The organism is Micromonospora sp. NPDC005174 (assembly GCF_040608495.1).
Lineage (GTDB): Bacteria > Actinomycetota > Actinomycetes > Mycobacteriales > Micromonosporaceae > Micromonospora.
Genome location: NZ_JBEXIJ010000020.1, coordinates 7156 through 28051, shown reverse-complemented (window position 1 = coordinate 28051; position 20896 = coordinate 7156). Strand labels below are relative to the sequence as shown.

17 protein-coding genes are annotated in these 20896 nt (G+C 71.5%); 1 reads left to right on the top strand and 16 read right to left on the bottom strand.

Features of this window, described 5'->3' with window-relative positions; genetic code table 11:
• Positions 1-99: 99 nt before the first annotated feature.
• The 15 genes from ABZU91_RS21485 to ABZU91_RS21415 all read right to left on the bottom strand — a co-directional run bounded on the left by ABZU91_RS21485 (position 100) and on the right by ABZU91_RS21415 (position 18278).
• The gene (locus ABZU91_RS21485; RefSeq protein ID WP_355243102.1) at positions 100-720 is read right to left on the bottom strand and encodes an ATP/GTP-binding protein; all 621 of its coding nucleotides are present in this window, start codon (positions 718-720) and stop codon (positions 100-102) included.
• Complete coding sequence (locus ABZU91_RS21480) at positions 698-1024, bottom strand: DUF742 domain-containing protein (protein ID WP_355243099.1); 327 nt, start codon at positions 1022-1024, stop codon at positions 698-700. The genes ABZU91_RS21485 and ABZU91_RS21480 overlap by 23 nt, the downstream gene beginning before the upstream one ends.
• Positions 1025-1086: 62 nt before the next feature.
• Positions 1087-1521 (bottom strand): roadblock/LC7 domain-containing protein, encoded by a 435-nt coding sequence (locus tag ABZU91_RS21475; RefSeq protein ID WP_355243096.1) that lies wholly within the window; start codon positions 1519-1521, stop codon positions 1087-1089.
• Positions 1518-4187, bottom strand: a complete 2670-nt coding sequence (locus tag ABZU91_RS21470; protein ID WP_355243093.1) for a nitrate- and nitrite sensing domain-containing protein — start codon at positions 4185-4187, stop codon at positions 1518-1520. Before ABZU91_RS21470 ends, ABZU91_RS21475 begins: the two co-directional genes overlap by 4 nt.
• Entirely contained in the window at positions 4180-5265 is a 1086-nt protein-coding gene (locus ABZU91_RS21465) for a hypothetical protein (protein ID WP_355243090.1), read from the bottom strand. Before ABZU91_RS21465 ends, ABZU91_RS21470 begins: the two co-directional genes overlap by 8 nt.
• 50 nt (positions 5266-5315) lie before the next feature.
• Entirely contained in the window at positions 5316-6572 is a 1257-nt protein-coding gene (locus ABZU91_RS21460) for an ammonium transporter (protein ID WP_355243087.1), read from the bottom strand.
• Between the two features lie 194 nt (positions 6573-6766).
• Entirely contained in the window at positions 6767-7600 is an 834-nt protein-coding gene (locus ABZU91_RS21455) for a shikimate dehydrogenase (protein WP_355243084.1), read from the bottom strand.
• A gap of 236 nt (positions 7601-7836) precedes the next feature.
• Positions 7837-9030, bottom strand: a complete 1194-nt coding sequence (gene mltG / locus ABZU91_RS21450) for an endolytic transglycosylase MltG (RefSeq protein ID WP_355243081.1) — start codon at positions 9028-9030, stop codon at positions 7837-7839.
• Positions 9030-9488, bottom strand: a complete 459-nt coding sequence (gene ruvX / locus ABZU91_RS21445) for a Holliday junction resolvase RuvX (protein WP_355243078.1) — start codon at positions 9486-9488, stop codon at positions 9030-9032. The genes mltG and ruvX overlap by 1 nt, the downstream gene beginning before the upstream one ends.
• A 73-nt stretch (positions 9489-9561) precedes the next feature.
• Positions 9562-12240, bottom strand: coding sequence for an alanine--tRNA ligase (alaS, locus tag ABZU91_RS21440; protein ID WP_355243075.1), 2679 nt, complete (start codon positions 12238-12240; stop codon positions 9562-9564).
• Positions 12237-12542, bottom strand: a complete 306-nt coding sequence (locus tag ABZU91_RS21435; protein ID WP_355243072.1) for a hypothetical protein — start codon at positions 12540-12542, stop codon at positions 12237-12239. The genes alaS and ABZU91_RS21435 overlap by 4 nt, the downstream gene beginning before the upstream one ends.
• 28 nt (positions 12543-12570) lie before the next feature.
• On the bottom strand, positions 12571-13035 hold the full coding sequence (locus ABZU91_RS21430) for a DUF948 domain-containing protein (protein ID WP_355243069.1): 465 nt from the start codon (positions 13033-13035) through the stop codon (positions 12571-12573).
• A 150-nt stretch (positions 13036-13185) separates the two neighbouring features.
• Entirely contained in the window at positions 13186-13884 is a 699-nt protein-coding gene (locus ABZU91_RS21425; protein WP_355243313.1) for a hypothetical protein, read from the bottom strand.
• Between the two features lie 2519 nt (positions 13885-16403).
• Complete coding sequence (locus ABZU91_RS21420; protein WP_355243066.1) at positions 16404-17981, bottom strand: replication-associated recombination protein A; 1578 nt, start codon at positions 17979-17981, stop codon at positions 16404-16406.
• A gap of 75 nt (positions 17982-18056) precedes the next feature.
• Positions 18057-18278 (bottom strand): hypothetical protein, encoded by a 222-nt coding sequence (locus ABZU91_RS21415; protein ID WP_355243064.1) that lies wholly within the window; start codon positions 18276-18278, stop codon positions 18057-18059.
• A 252-nt stretch (positions 18279-18530) separates the two neighbouring features.
• On the opposite strand from ABZU91_RS21415, the gene ABZU91_RS21410 reads away from it, so the two are divergent.
• Complete coding sequence (locus tag ABZU91_RS21410) at positions 18531-19280, top strand: GNAT family N-acetyltransferase (protein WP_355243061.1); 750 nt, start codon at positions 18531-18533, stop codon at positions 19278-19280.
• Here the strand turns inward: ABZU91_RS21410 and ABZU91_RS21405 are convergent.
• Entirely contained in the window at positions 19277-20692 is a 1416-nt protein-coding gene (locus ABZU91_RS21405) for an MFS transporter (RefSeq protein WP_355243058.1), read from the bottom strand. The two genes, ABZU91_RS21410 and ABZU91_RS21405, sit on opposite strands and share 4 nt — an antisense overlap.
• Positions 20693-20896: the final 204 nt, after the last annotated feature.

Sequence of the window (20896 nt, the reverse complement as noted above, 5' to 3'; positions counted from 1 at the left end):
ACAGTTTTCCGTAAGCGCGTCTTAACTCTCAGCTAAGAAAGCTCGCGGAAGGCTAGTCGCTCCCGGAGGCGCGGCGGGGTAGCAGCATCGGGCCCTCACTCACAGGCCCGCAACGTCGACCGGTAGGCCCACCCGCCGCGGCATCGTCAGACTGCGGCGCAGCACCACCAGCAGTGCATCCAGCACCGATCCACGGTCGCGGGCGTCGAAGGTGATCAGCGGCGTGTCGTCGGAGACCGCCAGAGCCCACCGCACATCGTCAAGATCATGGGTCAACATGCCGTCGAACAGGTTGACGGCCACCCCGAAGGGAATGCCGGTTCGCTCGAAATAGTCGACTGCTGGATAACAGTCGTCGAGGCGACGCGCGTCGACAATCACCAGAGCGCCGAGCGCCCCCTCGGTGAGATCGCGCCACATGAAACCGAAACGGTCCTGGCCCGGCGTGCCAAAGAGGTAGAGCTTGATCTCGTCGTCGATGGTGATGCGACCAAAGTCCAGCGCAACTGTCGTGGTCGTCTTGTCCGGCACCTCCTCGGCGCGGTCGAGTGCGGCCGCGGCCTCGGTCATCGGCGCCTCGGTGGTCAGCACGGGAACTTCGGAGACCTGAGAGACCGCAGTGGTCTTGCCCACTCCGAAACCACCCGCGATGACGATCTTTACCGGTACGGGCGGCCGGGCGCTTTCGGCAGCCGGGTCAGCGAATTGCGGTAAGTCCACGGATAACCCTTTCGATGATCTGCGTCTGCCGGTCCTCGGGGAGGTCCAATCCGCGAGTGGTGAGAAATTTCAGCGCGATCAGGTCGGCGACCAGTACTCGCGTGACTCCGAGATGCAGCCCGACGTGGACGGAGATCTCGGCGATCGCTACCCACTCCCTGCAGAACTCCACGATGTCCCGATGCTCGTAGTGCAGGCGGGACGCCCCTAGCAGGCCGTCGCGGGTAGCCATCACCTGCGCTGCCATGTTCAACGTCACCCCCATGGGGCGTACTCGACCGCCGGTCAGCAGATAAGGCCGCACCCGGGACACCTGGCGATGTCGTGCTCCTGCCGTCTCGTGAGCCCCGTCCGCGACCACCCCGGTCAGACCCGGACCGTGAGCTTCAGTTCGTCAATGAGCTGCGGCGTGAGTACCGGGCCGGCGTGATTGGCGAAGACCGCCATCTCATAGGCGAGGTTGCCCAGGCTGGCGTCCTTCTGCGCGAGCACTCCGAGTGAACAACGTGTGTTGATAGCGCTGACCAGCAGATAGCCCCGCTGCATGTCGATGATGACCTTGTTCGTGGCACCGAGGTCGTACACACGCGAGGTGCCGCTCGCCAGGCTCGAGAGGGCGGAGGTGATGGCGGAGAGTCGGTCGGCGTCCGTGCGAGAGAGGGTGGCGGAGAGCGCCACGAGCAACCCGTCGGAGGAGACCGCGATCGCCTCCAGGACGCCCGCGGTATCGCTGGCGAACCTCTCGAGCAGCCAGTTGAACTGCTGCGCCTCGTTGCTTGTCTGGTGCCCGCCTGCTGTCATCGTCCGCTCCGGTTGTTGTGGAGGGTCGCCGCCCGAGCGAGCCCATCGTGAAAATCGTCGAGTGCTGCCCGTTCGGCCTCGGGATCACGCCGCACGCTCAGCCTTTCGGTGGGTGGCTCTGCCGCCCGATAGCGTGTGTCGGCGCTGAGTTCCTCGGCCAACTCCAGGTTGAGATGCTCTCCCGGGCGGCGCCGTTGCAAACCACCGGGGCTGACCTGCGCGGTCCCGCGAGCCGTCGAGAAGTCGACAACGCGCGGCGGCAATGGCCCGATATCCGCGGCCCGCCCGGCTGACGTCTGCGTGTCACGACCTGGCCCACGCGGACCGGGCTCGACCGCGCCCGCAGCTCGCGCCTCCGCACGGACCATCTCGTCCAACTCGGCGCGCTCCACCTCCGGACGTCGGGATGGGTACGGCGGAGTTTCGTGCTGCCCGCTCCAACCTGCGGGCTCGGACCGGGCCGGACCATCCCAGTCCAGGGTCGCCTGGGTTGCACCCGGCCGGCGTCGCCGCAGCCCAGCACGCACTTCGGCAGCTTCCGAATCTGGTGCCGTTCGGGGTGGTGTCGTCTCGGGCTGACCACCACGCGGAACAGTTGGCAGCCGAACCTGATGGCCAGGCGTCTCGGCAGCAGCGTCCAACCGGCCAGTCCACCAGTTGAAGGCACGGTCACCGAACGCCTCGGTCAGCGGTCGAGGCGACGCTTCGACACCCACGGCGACGGGGGTGAGGGCGGGGGCATTCGGCGCTGCCCGTCGCACCGGCGCGGGCTCAGCCCCTCCTCGCGGCGGCCGGGCCGCCGGTTGATCAACGTTCAGGTGCAACAACATGTGCTGCGGAACCGTGACCTCGACGGTCACCCCGGTGACCGGCGACGGCATCAGCCGTACCGTCATCCCGTGCCTCCGGGCCAGCCGCCCCACCACGATCAATCCGAGCATGGTGGTCGGCGCGACGTCAGGCCGTCCCACCGAGACAAGTCGACTGTTCTCCTCGACGATCCGGGCCGGCCTCATGCCGATACCGGAGTCGACGATGCGAATCATGCACTCCGAAGTCAGGCTCGCCGAGACGACGACTGGCGCGGACGGCGGCGAGAATGATGTCGCGTTTTCCAGCAACTCGGCAAGGATCAGGGTCAGGTCGGCCACGGCACCCGCCGCCACCGTTGCGTTGGCCACCGATTCCAGGTGAACATTCTCATAACGCTCGATCTCGCCGATCGCGGAGCGAATGACGTCGATCAAAGGTGTCGGGGAGTGCGCACCCAACTGCTCATCGTCCCGTCGGCCGGCGATCGCGAGCAGGCTCTCGGTCCCCCGCCGGAGCCGGCTGGTCAGGTGGTCCAACTGGTACAACTGGGCAAGCCGCTCTTCACTGGACTCGTCGCGCTCCAACTGGTCGATACGAGCTACCTGCCGCTCGACCAGGCTACGAGTGCGGTTCGCGATGTTGACGAACATCATCGACACGTTGCGCCGGTTGAGTGCCTGTTGCTGCAACAGCAGCGCTGCGGTCGCCTGCACACGGTTGAACGCTGATGCGAGTTCGCCGATCTCATCAGCCGACCGCAGCATCACGGCGGCGAACTTGGGTTGACGTTCATCTTCGTCGTACTCGAGCTCGTTGATCCGTGTCATCTGGTGAGCAGCGAGGTCGGCTACCGCGTTGGCCGCGCGCGTCATCCGCCGCAGGGGCCGTGCCACAGACCTGTTCACCGCGACAGCGAAGAGCCAGATCGCGGTTAGCAGTCCCGCGACCACCCCGACCTCCAGGCCGGCGGCGCGGCGGGCAGCGACGGCGGCGTCCACCGCCCGCTGCGTCGTATCGCGGGTGATCTCGTCCTGGACCTCCTGCCGAGTGGAGAGCGCAGCCTCAACCATCGACATCTGCCGACTGATCGGAGGAACCCGTGCTGATGCGCGACGACTCGTCACAGCGGCCACCGCCGCTCGTGCTCGCCCGAACGTTGGTCCTGTCTCCGCCGCAGCTACCAACGCCTGGTGGTGCGCGTCCCCCTGCTGCCGGAAAATCTCCCGATATACCACCGCCGCAGACTCCGCCGAGGCCGCCCACCGCTGGGCTTCGCTCGGGTCCACCAGCTCGAGTAGCACCGCGGTGAGGCTCTGGCTGGTCGCCTCATCCAGTCGCAGCAGGGAATCCACCGCCGCCGTCCGTCGCAGCCCCGACGCGTCGACACCTGCTGAGGCGGTCAGCCGTAGACCATCGAGCAGTTCCCGGATCAGATCGTCGTAGCCAAGGGCGAGCTTCGCCGCGTCGCGGGCGCCCGCCGAACCTGGGGCGCGAAGCTCTCGCAGGCGACCCGGTTGGTCCAGCACCGTACGGAGCTCGGTGCCGGCGGTGGACGGCAGCACACGTGCCACGCTCTCCCAGCTGTCGTCCACCTGTTGCATCTGCACAGGAAGCGCATCGTGCCCGACCGGCGCTCCGCCGAGCCGTCCCACGACGAGCAGGCGCTCTCGCTGTAGGTCCCGGATCAGCCGACTCACCGACCGCGCAGTCTTCGCACTGTCCGCGACGACGGCAGCCGAGCGCGCCTGGTCGATGCCCCGCGCGACGAGCGGCACGGTGGCGCACAGCGCCACGGCCACCGACAGCAGCGAGAGGAGACTGAGTCGCTGCGTAACGCGGAGTCCGCTAAGCATCTGACAACTCTTCGTCATCCGCTCGAGGTCGTACCCCGCGCCCGACTCGAAGCAGTTCTTCGGTTGCGAGCAGTTCCCGAGCATCAACCTCCGGCATCGCGACGGACAGGGACGCGATGTCGGCGATCGGCTGCGTGCCAACCTCCTCGTCCCGCTCGTCACCCGACTCCCGTTCGCGGGCGGGCACCGCCCACCAGAACAGCAGCAGCCCAACCAATGCCCCGACGATCACCATAGCCATTTGCTGTTGCCGGAGCCTGTCGAGGGAGCGAACGGTGTCCTTGAGTAGCCGATCCAGCTCGCTGGACATCGCGTCGGCCACGTTCAGGCTCGCGTCCTGCAGCTGTACCGCCATGGCAGCGCTTGCGTTCTTCCCGGCCGTACCGGCCAGCGCAGTGTCGCCGAACCGGCTGACGGTGTCGCGGAACGAGTCCAGGGGCTCGATCAGCGCAGCGTGACCAGCCGCTTCGGTCACGACCCGCAGACCGGCCTCAATCGCGGCGGCCGCAGCCGCCACCTGCGCGCGGGTCACCGCGATGGCGACCGCGGTCGACCCGGACTTGTCACCGAGGTAAGCCTGGTCAGCCACCAGATTCGCGCCGGTCAGCACGATGGGCAGCTGAAAGAAACTCGCATCGGCAAGGAAGCTGCCGTAGCTGTCCGCACTGCCGTTCAGATGTGCGAGACGCAATACCTTGGCGGCCATGTCCACCGCGAGAGTGAGCACCTCGCTGTACCGGTCGAGCGCTTGACGCCCGGTCGGCCTGTCGTCCACGAGCTGCTTGACCTTCGGACGTAATCCGGACCAACGCTGGCCAAGGCCGAGCGCCTGACCCTCGCGTCCGTCGAGCGCATCGAGCTCGCCGACCGCCCGCTGGATCGCGCCGGGGTTGACCACCGTATTGCGCACCGTCTGCGCCCTGAGCCGGGTCAACTCGCTGATCAGGTCGGTGGTTGCCCGCAGGTAGCGCAATCCCTGCTGCTCGCTCGTGACCCGAGCTGCGTCGGCGTCGATCTGGCGGCGCGACTGCACGGCGAGCATCGCGTACACCGTGGTCAGAACGGTGATCAGCAGCAACGCGACTGCGATCCATGGCCCACGCCGTTGGCGGAGGGCAACTGGCTTGGTCACGACCGGACCGCCGGCTGCGGCGTCGACGGGAACGCGTACGGGGTCTCGCCATGCTGTGACAGGTCCACCCCGACGCTCTCCGCGCGGCCACCGATGCGGTTGCCGCGAATCCGAGACACGAAGACCATGATGATCAAGGAGACCACCGCGGAGTACACGACCACCACGCCGACGCTCAGCGCCTGCACTCCGAGCAGCCGGTACCCGCCCCCGTAGAACAGGCCGTTCGCTATTCCAGGATTGACCGAAGCGGTGGCGAAGAGGCCGACCGAGAGCGCGCCGATCAACCCGCCGCCCAGATGGACGGCGGCAACGTCGAGCGCGTCGTCGAGTCGGAGGAGCGCCTTGAGCCCCACTGCGAAGTGGCACAGGACGCCTGCCGCGAGACCGATCAGCAGCGCACTCGTAGGCGTCACGTACCCGGCCGCCGGAGTGATCGCGACCAGGCCGGCCACTGCCCCGGACGCGGCCCCCAGCGTGGTCGGCTTGCCGAACCGAAGTCGCTCCACGAGCGCCCAGGCGATCATCGCCACTGCGGCGGCCGCCTGCGTGTTGATGACCGCGAGCACGGCCAGGTCGTTGGCGCGGAGCGCCGAACCCCCGTTGAAGCCGAACCAGCCGACCCAGAGCAGCGCCGTGCCGAGCAGCATCATCGGCAGGTTGTGCGGACGGTGCTCCGCGCGCGCCCGACGCCCCAGACGCGCAGCGACGACAAGCGCCGCCGCACCGGCGTTCGCGTGTACCACCGCTCCACCGGCGAAGTCGAGCGCGCCGAGCTGGTGCGCCCAACCAAGCGGCGAGAACAGCCAGTGCGCCACCGGCGCGTAGACCAACAGAGACCAGAGCGCGACGAAGATCATCGAGGCACTGAAACGCCATCGCTCCGCCCCAGCTCCGAGGATCAGCGCCGGGGTGATCACCGCGAACATCATCTGGAACAGCACGAAGGCCATTGGCGGTACCCCGGCGAGGTCGATCCCCGGTACCTCGGCCGCGAGATCGGTGAGCCCGACGAATGACCACCCGCCGACGACCGAGTTGCTCGGCCCGAAGGCCAGGGAGTAACCGAGCAGTAACCACAGGACCGTGACGACACCGATCGTCATGAAACCCTGCATCACGGTTCCGGCGACGTTGGAGGCGCGAACCATGCCACCGTAGAAGAAAGCCACTCCTGGCGTCATCAAGAGCACCAAGACGGCCGACACCAACACCCAGGCGGTTGCCCCGCCATCAAGACCCGCTTGACTCATCCCCACTCACCCCCACCCGTACAGCCAGATCGCCGTGCCCCCAAACGGGCCAGATCCGGCCTTGGTTCACGGCGAACCCGGATATTTACCGCTTCGCTCCAGAGCTGAGGGCACCTGACATAGGTGCAGCCCACGGGCGCACGCCACACGAAGGTGCCCGTCGTCGATGGAAGGAGAGGTTGGACCTCCGGGTGTCAGTCGGGCCGGGCCGACTTCAACGCGGCGCGCATGGCCCCCACCGGGGCGCGTACGCCAGTGAACTGTTCGAACTGGCCCACCGCCTGAGCCAGAAGGAGATCCAGTCCAGACGTCACCCGCACGTCGGCCCCGAGCGCGGACGCCGCCAGGGGGGTCGGCCACGGGTCATAGAGCGCGTCGAAGTAGACCCCGCCGGCGTGCCAGTCCGCCTCACCGGCGAGGAAGTCGGCCACCCCCTTCGGCACCGTGGAGACGACCACGTCGGCCGCGAGGTGGCGGCGGGCGTCCACCCAGGCGCCGGCGCTCACCGCAACGCCGACCGCCTCGGCGACCGGTCGCAGGCCTTCGACCGCCTCGGCCCGACGGGCCACCACCCTCACCGACGAGCAGGCCAACCGTGCGGCGGCGGCGAGCGCGGCGCGGGCCGTCCCGCCCGCACCGAGCACGGTCATCGCCGCGCCGGTGGTGACGCCGGCCTCGGTGAGCACGTCCACCATGCCGCCGACGTCGGTGTTGTCCGCGTACCAGGAGCCGTCCTGTCGGCGTACCAACGTGTTGGCCGCGCCGACGGCGACGGCGACGGGCGACGCGGCGTCGGCCACGGCGAGCGCCGCCTCCTTGCCCGGCATCGTCACCGACAGCCCGGCCCACTCCGGGCCCAGGCCGGCGACCAGATCCGGCAGCTCCGCGGCCGCGCACTCGATCCGGGTGTACGACCACCCGGTCAACCCGGCGGCGGCGTACCCGGCGGTGTGGATCACCGGGGAGAGCGAGTGTGCGATGGGTTTGCCCAGCACCGCGGCCCGACGGGCCGTCCCGGTCCGCGTCATGTCCGCCCCTTCGTACACGTCGCCTCGACCCTACCGACCGCACGGACGACCGCACCAGCCAGCACCGGCGGTGGCGATGGTATTTGCTTGACGTTCCTCAACCCGCGCACCGGCACGTGGACGGGGACGAGCCACTGACCGTGGCACCCCAGGTGATCTGACGCGAAAAGGCTCCCTTTCCAGCGCGACCGATGTCTCCGGTCGCCGCAAAGGGAGCCTTTTCGCGGTGTGCAGCGTCAGATGATGCCGGCCTCCCGGGCCCTGGCCTCGTTGCGCTGGTGTTCGGCGTATGTCTCGGCGAAGGCCGAGTGCCCCTGCTTGTCGATCGCCACGAAGTACAGCCACTTGCCCACCGGCGTGGCCATCGCCCCCTCCAGGGCCTGCTTGCCCGGGTTGTTGATCGGGGTCGGGATCATGCCGGACAGCTTGCGGTTGTAGGGGTTCTTCGGGTCGTCCAACTCGGCCGCCGTCATCTGCTTCGACGACTTGGTCGGCTTGCCGATCGACTCCAGGTAGTAGTTGACCGTGACGTCCATCTCCAGGCAGTTGCACGGGAACTCGCCGTACGCCCGGTTGTAGGCCACCCGGGCGACCTTGCCGAGGTCGTCCTTGTTACCGGCCTCGGCCTGGGCCAGCGACGCCACGATCAACGCCTCGTACGGGCTGACCTTGCGCTCCTTCTGCACCCGGTCGGCGAACTTCATCTCACCGGTCACCGAGAGGAAGTTGTCCACCATCAGCTTGAGGATGCTCTCGGCGGTGGCCTTCGGCGGGATCTCGTACGTGTCCGGGTAGAGGAAGCCCTCAACGGACTTGACGACCTTCTTGCCGTCGTCGCGCTTGAACCACCAGTCCGGGACGCCGAGCCCCTCCGGGTCCTTCGCGGCGGCCTCGAACTCCTTGACCGGGATCTTGGTCTTGTCGGAGAGCAGCTTGTAGATGTTCTTGCTGGTGCGACCCTCGGGAATGGTCAACCCGTTGACGATCTTGTTCTTGAGGTCGAGCATGGCCGTCACGGCACTCGCGCCGCTCATCTGCTTGCGCAGCTTGTACGTGCCCGGCTGGATGTTCTTGCTGCGCGAGTTGGCCTCGGCGGCCTCGATGAACGCCTTCTGGCTCTTGACCACGTCGGCCGCGACCAGGGCGTCGGCCATGTCGGCCAGCAACGCGCCGTTCTTGATCTCGACGGTGATCTCACCGGACCCGGCGCCGTCGTAGTCGGGCGTGACGAAGTAGTTCTGGATCCGGTCGAACCCGTAGAACGCGCCGCCGCCGATGGCGCCCAGCAGAACCAGGGCCATCAACAGAGCCAGGAACGTCTTGCCCCGGCTGCCGCCGGAGCCTCCCTTGCGCTTGCGGAAGCTACGCCGGTGCCGGCCCTTCTCACCTCGCTCCGGCTCGTCGAACCCAAGGTCCAGATCGTCGATCATTACGTCCGCCTCCGCTGCGCATCCAGCCAGCTCTGCAGGATCTCCACCGCGGCCGCCTGATCGACAACCGCACGTTGACGCTTGCCACGAACGCCACGCTCGGCAAGCCTACGAGAAGCGACCACGGTCGACATCCTCTCGTCGGTAAGCGTTACCGGGATCGGCGCTATCACATTGACCAATCGGTCAGCGTACGCCTTGACACTGACCGCCGCCGGGCCGTGTTTACCGGCCAGGTTGACCGGAAGACCGACGACCACCTCGACGGCCTCGTGCTCGACCACAAGTGCCGCGAGCTGGGCAATGTCGGTCGGCACCGCGTCCGGCGCGGCGGTGAGGTCGCGGGCGAGGGTGACCACCGGCGTGGCCAGCACCCCGTGCGGATCGGAGCGCGACACGCCGACGCGCACCTGACCGACGTCCACACCGAGGCGAACGCCCCGTGTGAACCCGGTCACCGTCGGTCACCCGTAGGCTGTCGACGAACCAGGGCGGACCGAATGGCCCGCCCTGGTCGACACTGACTGTCCATCACGCCTCGGTGATCGCCTTCTCGACCGTGAGCAGGAGGTTCGGCGCCTCGGTCGCGGGCAGGCCGCCACCCTGGGCCAGGTCGGGGCTTCCCCCGCCGCGCCCGGAGAACGCCGCCTTCACCAGGTCCGACGCGGCGATGCCCCGACTGCGGGCCGCCGCGTTGACCGCCACCACCAGCGACGCCTTGCCGTTCGCCCGGGCCGCCACGGCGACGACCGCCGGTCGCGCCGGGTCGATCTTGCCGCGGATCTCCTGCGCCAGGGTCCGTACGTCGTTACCGGCCGCGCCCTCCGGCGCCTCGGTGCCGACGTACGCCACTCCGCGCACGTCCTTGGCCTGCGCGGCGAGCGCACCCGCCCCGCCGAGCACGAGCTGGGCGCGCAGCTTCTCCAGCTCCTTCTCCGCGTCGCGGAGCTGGGTGACGGTCTGCTCCACCCGGTCGGCGACCTGGTCGTTGGGCACCCGGTACAGCTCGGCCAGCCGGGACACCAGCAGGTGTTCCTTGGCCAGGAAGCCGAAGGCGTCCATGCCGACCAGCGCCTCGACCCGGCGCACACCGGAGCCGATCGACGACTCGGAGAGGATCTTCACGAGACCGAGCTGCGCCGAGCGGGCCACGTGCGTGCCGCCGCACAGCTCGCGGGCGTAGTCACCCACCTCGACGACCCGCACCTCCTCGCCGTACTTCTCGCCGAAGAGCGCCATCGCGCCGATCCGCCGCGCCTCGTCCAGCGAGGTGATGAAGGCGTGCACCTCCAGGTCGGCGAGCAAAACCTCGTTGACCTGCTGCTCCACGTCGCGCAGGACGGTCGGCGACACACCGGTCGGGGTGTTGAAGTCGAACCGCAGGCGGCCCGGCGCGTTCAGCGAACCCGCCTGGGTCGCCGACTCGCCGAGGAAATTGCGCATGGTCTGGTGCACCAGGTGGGTGGCGGTGTGCGACCGGGAGATCGCCCGTCGACGGGTGGCGTCGATCTCGGCGTAGCCGGTGTCGCCGGGGTGCACCTCGCCCCGGATCACCCGGGCCCGGTGCACGATCAGGCCCGGCACCGGCTGCTGCACGTCGAGCACCTCGACCTGACCGTCGCCGACCGTGATGATGCCGTGGTCCGGCTGCTGGCCGCCGCCCTCGGCGTAGAACGGGGTCGTGTCGAGCACCAGCTCGACGGTCTCGCCCTCGGTCGCCGCCGCCCGTCGCCCGTCCGAGCCCAGCAGCGCGCGCACCCGCGACTCGCGGGCCACCTCGCTGTAGCCGGTGAACGTCACCGGGCCGCCCTCGTCGAGCACCGACCGGTACGCCGACACGTCGGTGTGCCCGGTCTTGCGGGCCTGCGCGTCGGCCTTGGCACGGGTACGCTGGTCGGCCATCAGTCGGCGGAAGCCCTCGTCGTCGACCTTCAGGCCCTGCTCGGCCGCGATCTCCAGGGTCAGGTCGATCGGGAAGCCGTACGTGTCGTGCAATTGGAACGCCTTCGCCCCGGACAACGCCGTGCCACCCGCCGTGCGGGTCTCGGCGATCGCCGTGTCCAGGATCGTCGTCCCGGCACGCAGCGTCGACAGGAACGCCTCCTCCTCGGCGTACGCGTACTGCGCGATCCGGTCGAAGTCGGTCGCCAGCTCCGGGTACGACGGCGCCATGCAGTCCCGCGCGACGGGCAGCAGCTCGGGCAGCGCCCGGTCCTGCCAGCCCAGCAGCCGGATCGACCGGATCGCCCGACGCATGATCCGCCGCAGCACGTACCCGCGACCCTCGTTCGACGGGGTCACACCGTCACCGATCAGCATCAGCGCGGTCCGCACGTGATCCGCGACCACCCGCAGCCGCACGTCGTCCGGGTGCGACTCGCTCGCCACGTGCCCGGAGTGCGCGCCGTACCGCTTGCCGGTCAGCTCCGCCGCCCGCGCCAGGATCGGCCGGACCTCGTCGATCTCGTACAGGTTGTCGACGCCCTGCAGGATCGAGGCCATCCGCTCCAGGCCCATGCCGGTGTCGATGTTCTTCGCCGGCAACTCACCCAGGATCGGGTAGTCCTCCTTGTTGGTGCCCGGACCCCGCTCGAACTGCATGAACACGAGGTTCCAGTACTCCATGTACCGGTCCTCGTCGACCGCCGGACCACCCTCGGCGCCGTACTCCGGGCCCCGGTCGTAGAACAGCTCGGACGACGGACCGCACGGCCCGGGGATGCCCATCGACCAGAAGTTGTCCGCCTTGCCCCGACGCACGATCCGCTCGGCCGGCACACCCACCGACCGCCAGATCTCGTACGCCTCGTCGTCGTCCAGGTAGATCGTCGGCCAGATCCGCTCCGGATCAAGCCCGTAACCACCCTCGGCGACCGGCTTCGTCGACAACTCCCACGCCAGCGGAATCGCCCCGGCCTTGAAGTAGTCGCCGAAGGAGAAGTTGCCGTTCATCTGGAAGAACGTGCCGTGCCGGCTGGTCTTGCCGACCTCGTCGATGTCCGGGGTACGGATGCACTTCTGCACGCTGACCGCCCGCTGGTACGGCGGGGTCTGCTGGCCCAGGAAGTAGGGCACGAACTGCACCATGCCGGCGTTGACGAACAACAGGTTCGGGTCGCTGATGGCGGGCAGCGGAGCGGACGGCACCACGGCATGGCCGTTCGCCTCGAAGTGCGCGAGGTACCGCCGCTTGATCTCCGCCGTCTTCATCGCTGGTGTTCCTCCGGAAAAATCTCTCGATCGCCGATCCGCGGGGACTCCCGCAGCTCGGCGAACTGGTCGTCGAACGCCTCGCCCTGGACGAACGCCTGGTGGATCTCCTGCTCGCGCTCGGCCATCCCGACCCGGACGTCCTCCACGAAGCTACGCACCGACTCCGCCAGGCTGCCAGCGGATTCCGACAACGAGCTGGCGATGCCGGCCGGGGTGTACGCCTGTGCGGTCCGGGTCGCCCTGCGGACCACCACCACGCCCACGGCCACGCCGATGCCGAGCCAGAACAGACGCTTCATGTCGTGCTACCTCCTGTGGCCGGGCCGGTCAGCGGTTGCCGCGCCGGGCGGCCCGCCGCTGCTGCTTGATGGTGTCGCGCACCTCGCGCTCGGTCTCGGCGTGCCGACGGCTCGCGGCGGCCCGGCGCACGCTGTAGCCGAACGCGGCGACCTTGACCAGCGGGTTCGCGGCTGCGGCGGAGACCACCGTCGCCAGGTTGGCGACGTTGGCGGTGACGTTCTGGGCGTGGCTGGTCATCGTGTCGACCTTGGCCAGCTGCAGGTTCACACCGTCGAGCGAGGTCTGCACCTGCTCCAGAGCGATGTTGACGTTCTTCACCGTGGTGTTGACGTCGCCGAGCAGCGGTGCCGTCCGGTCGTTGAGGTCGTTGATCATCCGGGTGGTGGCGTCCACCGTGTGCCGCAGCCGCAGGATCGGCAGCGTCAGGATGAGCACCAGCACCGCGAACGCGCTCGCCGCGATCAGCGCCGCGACCTCTAAAATGTCGCCCACGCGTGTCCTCCTCAAGCAGATTTCCGCCGGACCCGACGTCCTCGGAACGCAACAACCGTGGTGCCCACCGAACCCACCGGGCCGTCGCCCGTCGACGGGCGCGGGTGGGTCCGCCAGCCCCAGACCCTACCGTCCGTGATGGAGAGCGGCTCAGGACGGTGAGGGTGTCACGTCGCCCAGCGGATCGCCGCTGACCGTCGGGAACGGATCCTCCCCGGTCAGTGACGGATCGGTGCTGGGCTGCGGCCTGGTCCGCTCGTCGTCGATCGCGTTGCGCACCTTCACCGACACCAACGAGCCGGTGCACTCCCCCGCAGCGGCCGACGGTGCGGGTGACGGCACGATCGCCGGCTCCCCGTCGACCGGCGGCGGCACGCAGGCCGGCGCGCGCACCCACAGGTCAAGCGTCAGCTCGTCCTGACGCCAGCACGTGTAGCTGCCCTTCGTCCCCTGCTCGGGGCAGCGGCTCACCTTCCACGGTCGCCAACCGTCGTTGCGCAGCGCCTCCTCGTAGACCGTCGCCGTCTCCTCCGGCGACTTCTCCGAGGTGACCGTGCGCTCGCGTAGCCGACAGTCGAGCAGGCACCAGCGGCTGCCGCTGACGTCGTCGACCGTCTTCGTCGCGGCCCACGCGGGCACGGCGAGCTGGTCCAGATTGTCGAAGACCGGGTCCCTGCCCAGCGTGCGGATGCCGAAGAAGAGTGGCACCGCACCGAGCAGCACGACGCTGACCAGTGCCAGGACGGCGACCCGCAGCCGACGTCGTTCACGCGACTGCCGGTGCTGCTCGGATCGGGCGCCCGGGGCCGCATCGTCGTCGTCCGAGCCGTCGTGGCCAGCCGCGCGCAGCGCCGGCGGCCCATCGGTCGGCTCGGAGGGCGGCCGGTCCAGCGGACCCGCCGTGGCCGGGGGCACGACGGCGGCGCGGGCGACCGGCTCGCCGGGACGGCCGGACGGCGGCACGCTGGCGACACCGGTGGGCTCGGGGCGGACACCCTCGCGAGGCGGCGGCAGGGCCCGGCCGGCAGCGCGGTCCGCCGGTCGCGGGGCAGCGGCACGGGCGGCCACGGGCGACCCGGGGCCAGTCTGCTCGGCGCCCGGACGGACGTCACCGCCAGGCGGCTGGGCGACCCCTGGCGGGCGGACGGCGGCGCGCGCCGGACCGTCCGGACGTGGCGGACCGTCGGGACGGGACGGACCATCCGGACCGACGCCCGGCGGGACGGCAGCGCGCGCCGGGCCGTCCGGGCGCGGCCGGGCCGTACCGGGCCGGGGTGGACCATCCGGACCGACGCCCGGCGGGACGGCAGCGCGCGCCGGGCCGTCCGGGCGCGGCCGGGCCGTACCGGGCCGAGGTGGACCATCCGGGCCGACGCCCGGTCGTGCCGCCCCACGGGCCGCACGCTGCGGATCGACTCCGGGTGGGGCAGCGGCGCGGGCCGCGGCGTCCGGACCGCCCGGCGGAACAGCGGCGCGCGCCGGACCGTCGGGGCGGGACCGGGACGGACCGTCGGGGCCGGCACCCGGCGGCACCGCCGAACGCGCCGGACCGTCGGTGTTGGCGACGTCGGGTCGGGGTGCACCGTCGGGCCCACGGCGGCCGGCGCCGGAGACCGGCGCGTCACCGGGCGCGAGCCGGGCCCGACCGCCGGGCGGGCCGGAGCGGGCGCCCCGCACGGGAGCGCCGGGCGCGGCTCGTCCGCCGCCGGGCGGACCGGCGTACGGGTCGTCGCCGCGCTCGCCCGCCGGGCCGGGCCGTCCCTCGGAGGCGGGCTCGGCTGACGGGCGGCGACGTCGGTTGATCGGGTCCGGGGCGGTCCCCGGGGCACCCCGGCGGCCGACGGGACGCTCACCAGTGACCGACGGCTGCGACACCGAACCGGTCGGGTGCTCGCCGGTGGATTCCGGAGCACGGGCGGCCCGGCGGCCGGTGGGCGCGTCCGCGCCCGGGTCGGCGGGCGGCCCGGCGGCACGGCGGCCGGTGGCACGCTCCGCGGCCGGATCGGGTACGGCGAGCGGACCACCGGAGCGGTCGTTCAGGTCACCGGCAGGCGGTGTGGCGGCCCGTCGGCCGACGGGCCGCTCGCCGGCCGGTGGGGCGTTCCCTCGGCGGTTGACCACCGGCAGGCCCGGGTCGGTGTGCGGCAACCGGCCGGCCTGGCGCAGCCAGTCGGCCGGTCGTTCCGGACGGTCCCGCAGGTCCGGCTGCGGCTCAGCGCCGGTCGGCACGCGTCGGTCCTGCTCGTCGGCTACCGCTCGACGGCGACCGGTGCCATCGGTGGCCGTGCCGCCGGTGGGGACAGCGCCGGTGGGCGTCGCGGCGGGCAACGGTGGAGCGTTACCCGAGCGGGGCACCACCGGCTCGTCCGGTTCGGCGGCGCGGCGGTGGCCGCCCCCGGCGGGGCGGCCTGGCTCCGGTGCCCCCGGGTCGACGGGCCCGGGACGACGCCGGGCCGTACGCGGGTCATGAGCGATCGCGGGGTCGGGTCGCAGACCGTCGGCGACCTGCGCGGCGACGCCGGGCGCAGGCCCGTCGAAGCGGGGAGCGCCGGCGGCGGGTCGGGCCGATTCGGTCGTACGCCGTCCCGGCGGGGGCAGTCCGTCACCGCTGCGCGGCCGGCCGCCCTCACTCGGATCGGGCGCGGGTCGACGACCCGGCGGTACGGCGTCCGGCCGGCGCAGCGGCGGAACGGCTTCCGCCCGGCCGGTCGGCGCGGGAATCTCTGGACGGGGGCTGGTCGGAGCACCCGCGGCCGGTGACCCCGGGGGCGGGCCGGACGGGCCCACGGTCGGACGCGGTCGCGTCGGGCCGGTGGGAGCGCCGGAGGCCGGGCGGGAGCTTGCGGGGTTCGCCGGGTCACCCGCGCCTGGACGGGCGGCCGGCGGTGTGCGGGGCGGGGCGGCGGGGTGCGGGCCGACACCGGGAACCGACTGTGGGCCACGCGACGCCGGCTGGTCGGGGACGCCGGGCGGCCCGGCATCACGCGGCCGTTCGACAGGGGGCCGGTCGGCGGGCGGGCGGGCGTCCGGGCGACGACCGGGTGGGGGCGCCTCGCCCGGCCAGGGTCCGTCGACCGGGCGGCGCACCCCGGCGGCCTCGGCGTCCGGGCGACGTGGGCCGGGCGGCGCGTCCGGCGGCGTCGGCAGGCCGGCACGCGGGGGTACGGGCTCGGCGGGCATGCCGTCCGGACTCAACTCGCCGCGCTGCTGCTTGGCCGAGCGCAGGTCGTCGATCCAGCCGAACTCCTCGCCGGCCACCGGCTCCTCCGGCTCGGCCTCGGCTCGCCCTCGACCCCAGCGGCGGCCCTTGGCGCGGGGATCACGCCGCTCGTCCGGGCCCTCGTCGGGGCGGTCCGCACCACGCGATCTCACTGTTGACCCTCTCCTGCGGCGTTCGTGCCGTCGTCCTGCGTCGTGCCGGGACCGTCCACACCCGTCGCCGCCCGACCGTTCCGAACGGCAAGCGCTGGCGCGGCCTGCGGCGTTACCGGTGAGCCGTCGGACGACCCGGCTACGGCGGTCGCCGCGGGTGGCGCGGCGGTCGGGGCTTCCGGGCGGGCCGGTGGTGCCGGCAGCCCGCGTACGATCCGGCGCAGCAACGGCAGCCGCGTCGCCACGGACCGTTCCGCACCGTGCGGGCCGGGCTGGTAGTAGTCGACGCCCACGAGGTCGTCGGGGACGTACTGCTGGGTGACGACGCCGCGCTGGTCATCGTGCGGGTATCGGTAGCCGGTGCCGTGACCCAGACCGCGGGCACCGGAGTAGTGCGCGTCGCGCAGACCCCGGGGTACCGAACCACCCCGACCGGCCCGTACGTCGGCGATGGCCGCGCCGATCGCGGTGGTGGCCGAGTTCGACTTCGGCGCGGTGGCCAGGTGGATCACGGCCTGGGCGAGATTGAGCTGCACCTCGGGCAGGCCGACGTACTCCACCGCGTGCGCGGCGGCGGTGGCCACGCTCAACGCGGTGGGATCGGCCATGCCCACGTCCTCGCTGGCGAAGATCACCAGCCGCCGGGCGATGAACCGGGCGTCCTCACCGGCGACCAGCATCCGGGCCAGCCAGTGCACCGCGGCGTCGACGTCCGAGCCACGCATGCTCTTGATGAACGCGCTGACCACGTCGTAGTGGGCGTCGCCGTCACGGTCGTAGCGCACCGCCGCCACGTCGACCGCCTGCTCGGCGGTGGCCAGGTCGATGCGCTCGACGCCGAGGGCCGAGGCGGAGGCGGCCGCCGCCTCCAGCGCGGTCAACGCCTTGCGGACGTCACCGGAGGCGAGCCGGACGAGATGGTCCTCGGCTTCGGCGGCCAGGGTGAGCGTGCCGCCGAGGCCACGCTCGTCGGCGACGGCGCGGCGCAACAGGCCGCGTACGGCATCGTCGTCGAGCGGTTGCAGGGTGAGCAGCACGCACCGCGAGAGCAGAGGTGAGATGACCGAGAAGTACGGGTTCTCGGTGGTCGCCGCGAGCAGCGTGACCGTGCGGTCCTCGACGGCGGCGAGCAGCGAATCCTGCTGGGTCTTGCTGAACCGGTGCACCTCGTCGATGAACAGCACCGTCTGCGGGCCGCCCGAACGGCGCTGGCGGCGGGCCGTCTCGATCACCGCGCGGACGTCCTTGACGCCGGCGGACAGCGCCGACAGGGCGACGAAGCGGCGGTCGGTGGCACCGGCCACCAGGTGCGCGATGGTGGTCTTGCCGCTTCCCGGCGGTCCCCACAGGATGACCGACATCCCGGCGCCGCCGGAGACCAGTTGCCGCAGCGGCGCGCCGGGGGCGAGCAGGTGGTCCTGCCCGATCAATTCGTCCAGGCTCGCGGGCCGCATGCGGACAGGAAGGGGCGAATCGTCCGCTACCGGAGTGAAGCCGTCGACACCGGCGGGACCCTCGGGCGCGCCGCGCGACCCGGTGGGGGCACCGAGGGAGAAGAGAGCGTCGGACTCCATCACGAAGACAGTACCGGGCCCGACCCGCGACGCTGGAATCGCGCTGCGGGCCGGGCCACCGCTGATCGGTCTCGGTCAGCCACGACCGGGACGGCGACCCCGGTACCAGCGGCCGCCGCCACCGCCGCCACCGCCGCGCGGGCCGCTGCCGACGCCGCCGAGGTAGAGCGAGAGCAGGAAGAGGCCGATGAGTACGAGGGTGTTCCAGTTGAACAGGTCGGGCGCGCCGAAGTCGGTGTCGAGCAGGTCGAGCAGCAGTGCGAAGCCAAAGACGATGGCCGCGAGAATGGCGAGCATGTCGGTCCTCCGGTGGGGGTTCCCAGTGGGTCGGCGCGTGATGTACCCAATCGGTCGGCTCGCCAATCTCCACCGTGGATCGGGTGCGGACGGCTCCCCCATCAAGATCCGCGCAACGTCCGGGATGTTGCTGTTTCCGGCGCCGCTGAGGCAGCAACATCCCGGAAGTTGTGCTGATCTCGGGCGCGAGGCGCGAGGCGCACTGGCAGCCCGGCGCGGTCGCCCGGTACGCCGGCTCCTAGGCTGACCAGCATGATCATCGAGGACCAGGCGCTCCACGACCGGGCCACGATCCTGGCCGCCGCCGGCGCGCATCCGTTCGTCCGGCACTCGCTCTCGCCGGGCATCCCGGCGCGCGGCTGGCGGCGCGACGGCGCCGTGCTGTGGTTGCTGCCACCCGAGCGCGGCTTCGGCGCCGACGCCGTCGGCCCGGCCGGACCGGTGCTGGACCTCTGCGCCTCGCTGGTCGCCGAGGGGCTGCTACGGCCGGAGCACCGGCTGCACCTGCCCCGATTCGACCCCGCTCTGGCGGTCGGGCGGGTGGCGGTGGCCCACCACGTCGACTGGGACTTCCACTGGACCACCGTCGCTCCCCCACGCCAGCCGGACGAGCAGCGGGTCGTACGGCTGACCGCCGCCGATCGCCCTGCGCTGGAGGCGCTCGTCGACGAGGCGTTCCCGAGCACCACCACGCGTCCGGGCGACCCGACCGTCGTCGACTGGTACGGCATCCGAGCCGGCGACCGTGTGGTGGCGTGCGGCGCGGACCGCAGCCGGGGTGACATCGGGTTCCTGGCCGGCCTGACGGTCGCCCCCGACCAGCGCGGTCGAGGGCTGGGCGCGGCGCTGACCGCCGGCATGACCCGGGCGCTGCTGTCCCGGCACGACACCGTCGCGCTGGGCGTCTACCCGGACAACGTCGGGGCGGTCCGTCTCTACCGTCGCCTCGGCTTCACCAGCACCCTGTCCCGTACCTCGATCCGCCTCGGCCCCGAGCGCTAACGCCGCTCGACCGGAACGGCGGCGGTGGGGTCCGTGCCGTCGCGGCGCGGGCCGGGCAGGGCGTCGGCGGTCCGAGGGCCGGCCGGGTCCACCGCGACCTGTTCGCCGGCCGGGTCCGACGCGGGCCGAGGGACAGCCGGGTCCGACGCGGGCCGAACGCCGGCCGGGTCGGAGGCGGCCCGTCGGCCGGCCCGCCAGGCGGGCAGGTAGAGCGGGGCGGCGACGGCCAGCACGACCGCGCCGACCACCATCGCCGTACCCACGCTGGTGGCGGCCGCGAGCGCGGTCAGCACCACCCCGCCGAACGCTGCGGCCGGCTGTCCCATCATCGAGTTCAGCGAGAGCACGCTGGTCCGGTACGGGCCGTCGACCTGGCGGTGCAGCAGACCACTGTGCAGGGGGTTCGACGCGCCGTGCACGGCGTAGCAGGCCAGGTAGGCCACCAGCACGCCGACCGGCCCGGCGAACAGCCCCATCCCGACCACCGTGACGCCCTGCAGGATGCGCAGCAGGGCCGCGCCCGGAGCCGCCCCGAACCAGCGCAGCAGCAGCGGGGTCAGTGCCGCGCCGGCCGCGCTGGCGATCCAGGCGGCCGAGCTGGCCGGCCCGAGGAGCGCGGCGGCCCGGTCCGGGTTGCCGATCACCTCGGCGAGCCGGACCGGCAGCAACGACTCGAACGTGACCATGCCGAAGCCCCAGAACAGCTCCACCGCCACCAGGGCCAGCAGCACCCGGGACCGGCGCAGCAGCCCGACCGCCTCGCCGATCATCCGAGGCGCCTGGACCACCGACGCCCGCACCGCCGCGACCCCGGTGGCCGGCCGCTCCTCGACCAGCAGGACGAGCAGCGCGACGAGCGCGGCCGCCTGGGCGACGATCGCGGCCAGCACCGGCACGGTGAGCGCGCTGACCGGACCGACCGGCCCGAGCGCGACCAGGCCACCGCTGAGCAGCGCGCCGCCGCCGATGGCCACACCGACGACGGTGCCTGCGTACCCGAGGCCCTTCTCGTACTCGGCCTGCGGGTCGGCGGCCAGTGTCGCGTCGACGTACCAGGACTCCAGCGGGCCGCTGTCCAGCGCGCGGTAGACGCCCTGCAGGGCCCAGACCAGGAAGAACAGGGCGAACGAGTCGGCCACCGCGAACACCGCGAGGGAGGCGAGGTTGAGGGCTCCGGCGGCGAGCAGGACCGGCTTGCGGCCGAGGGCGTCGGCGAACCCACCGGTGGGCAGCTCCAGCGCGAGCACCAGCAGCCCCTGCGCGGTGCTGACCAGGCCGATCTGCGGCAGCGACAGGCCGCGCTCCTGCATCAGCAGGATCATCACCGGGATCATCAACCCCGTGGGCAGCCAACGCAGGCCGTACAACGTCAGGTAGCGACGCCGAACCTGGCGTACGGTCAGCGCGCTCACGACGCCACCTCCATTCGCGACTGCGGGGCTCGCAAACCCGGCTCACTCCTCGCGCTCACGACGCCACCCCGATTCGCGACTGCGGGGCTCGCAACCCCGGCTCACTCCTCGCGCTCACGACGCCACCTCCATTCGCGACTGCGGGGCTCGCAAACCCGGCTCACTCCTCGCGCTCACGACGCCACCCCGATTCGCGACTGCGGG

Bases quoted from the DNA above. Each gene is read 5' to 3' on its own strand.
- ABZU91_RS21475 (WP_355243096.1), bottom strand. From the start codon at position 1,521: ATGACAGCAGGCGGGCACCAGACAAGCAACGAGGCGCAGCAGTTCAAC.
- ABZU91_RS21470 (WP_355243093.1), bottom strand. From the start codon at position 4,187: ATGCTTAGCGGACTCCGCGTTACGCAGCGACTCAGTCTCCTCTCGCTG.
- ABZU91_RS21460 (WP_355243087.1), bottom strand. From the start codon at position 6,572: ATGAGTCAAGCGGGTCTTGATGGCGGGGCAACCGCCTGGGTGTTGGTG.
- ABZU91_RS21455 (WP_355243084.1), bottom strand. From the start codon at position 7,600: ATGACGCGGACCGGGACGGCCCGTCGGGCCGCGGTGCTGGGCAAACCC.
- mltG (WP_355243081.1), bottom strand. From the start codon at position 9,030: ATGATCGACGATCTGGACCTTGGGTTCGACGAGCCGGAGCGAGGTGAG.
- alaS (WP_355243075.1), bottom strand. From the start codon at position 12,240: ATGAAGACGGCGGAGATCAAGCGGCGGTACCTCGCGCACTTCGAGGCG.
- ABZU91_RS21435 (WP_355243072.1), bottom strand. From the start codon at position 12,542: ATGAAGCGTCTGTTCTGGCTCGGCATCGGCGTGGCCGTGGGCGTGGTG.
- ABZU91_RS21420 (WP_355243066.1), bottom strand. From the start codon at position 17,981: ATGGAGTCCGACGCTCTCTTCTCCCTCGGTGCCCCCACCGGGTCGCGC.
- ABZU91_RS21415 (WP_355243064.1), bottom strand. From the start codon at position 18,278: ATGCTCGCCATTCTCGCGGCCATCGTCTTTGGCTTCGCACTGCTGCTC.
- ABZU91_RS21410 (WP_355243061.1), top strand. From the start codon at position 18,531: ATGATCATCGAGGACCAGGCGCTCCACGACCGGGCCACGATCCTGGCC.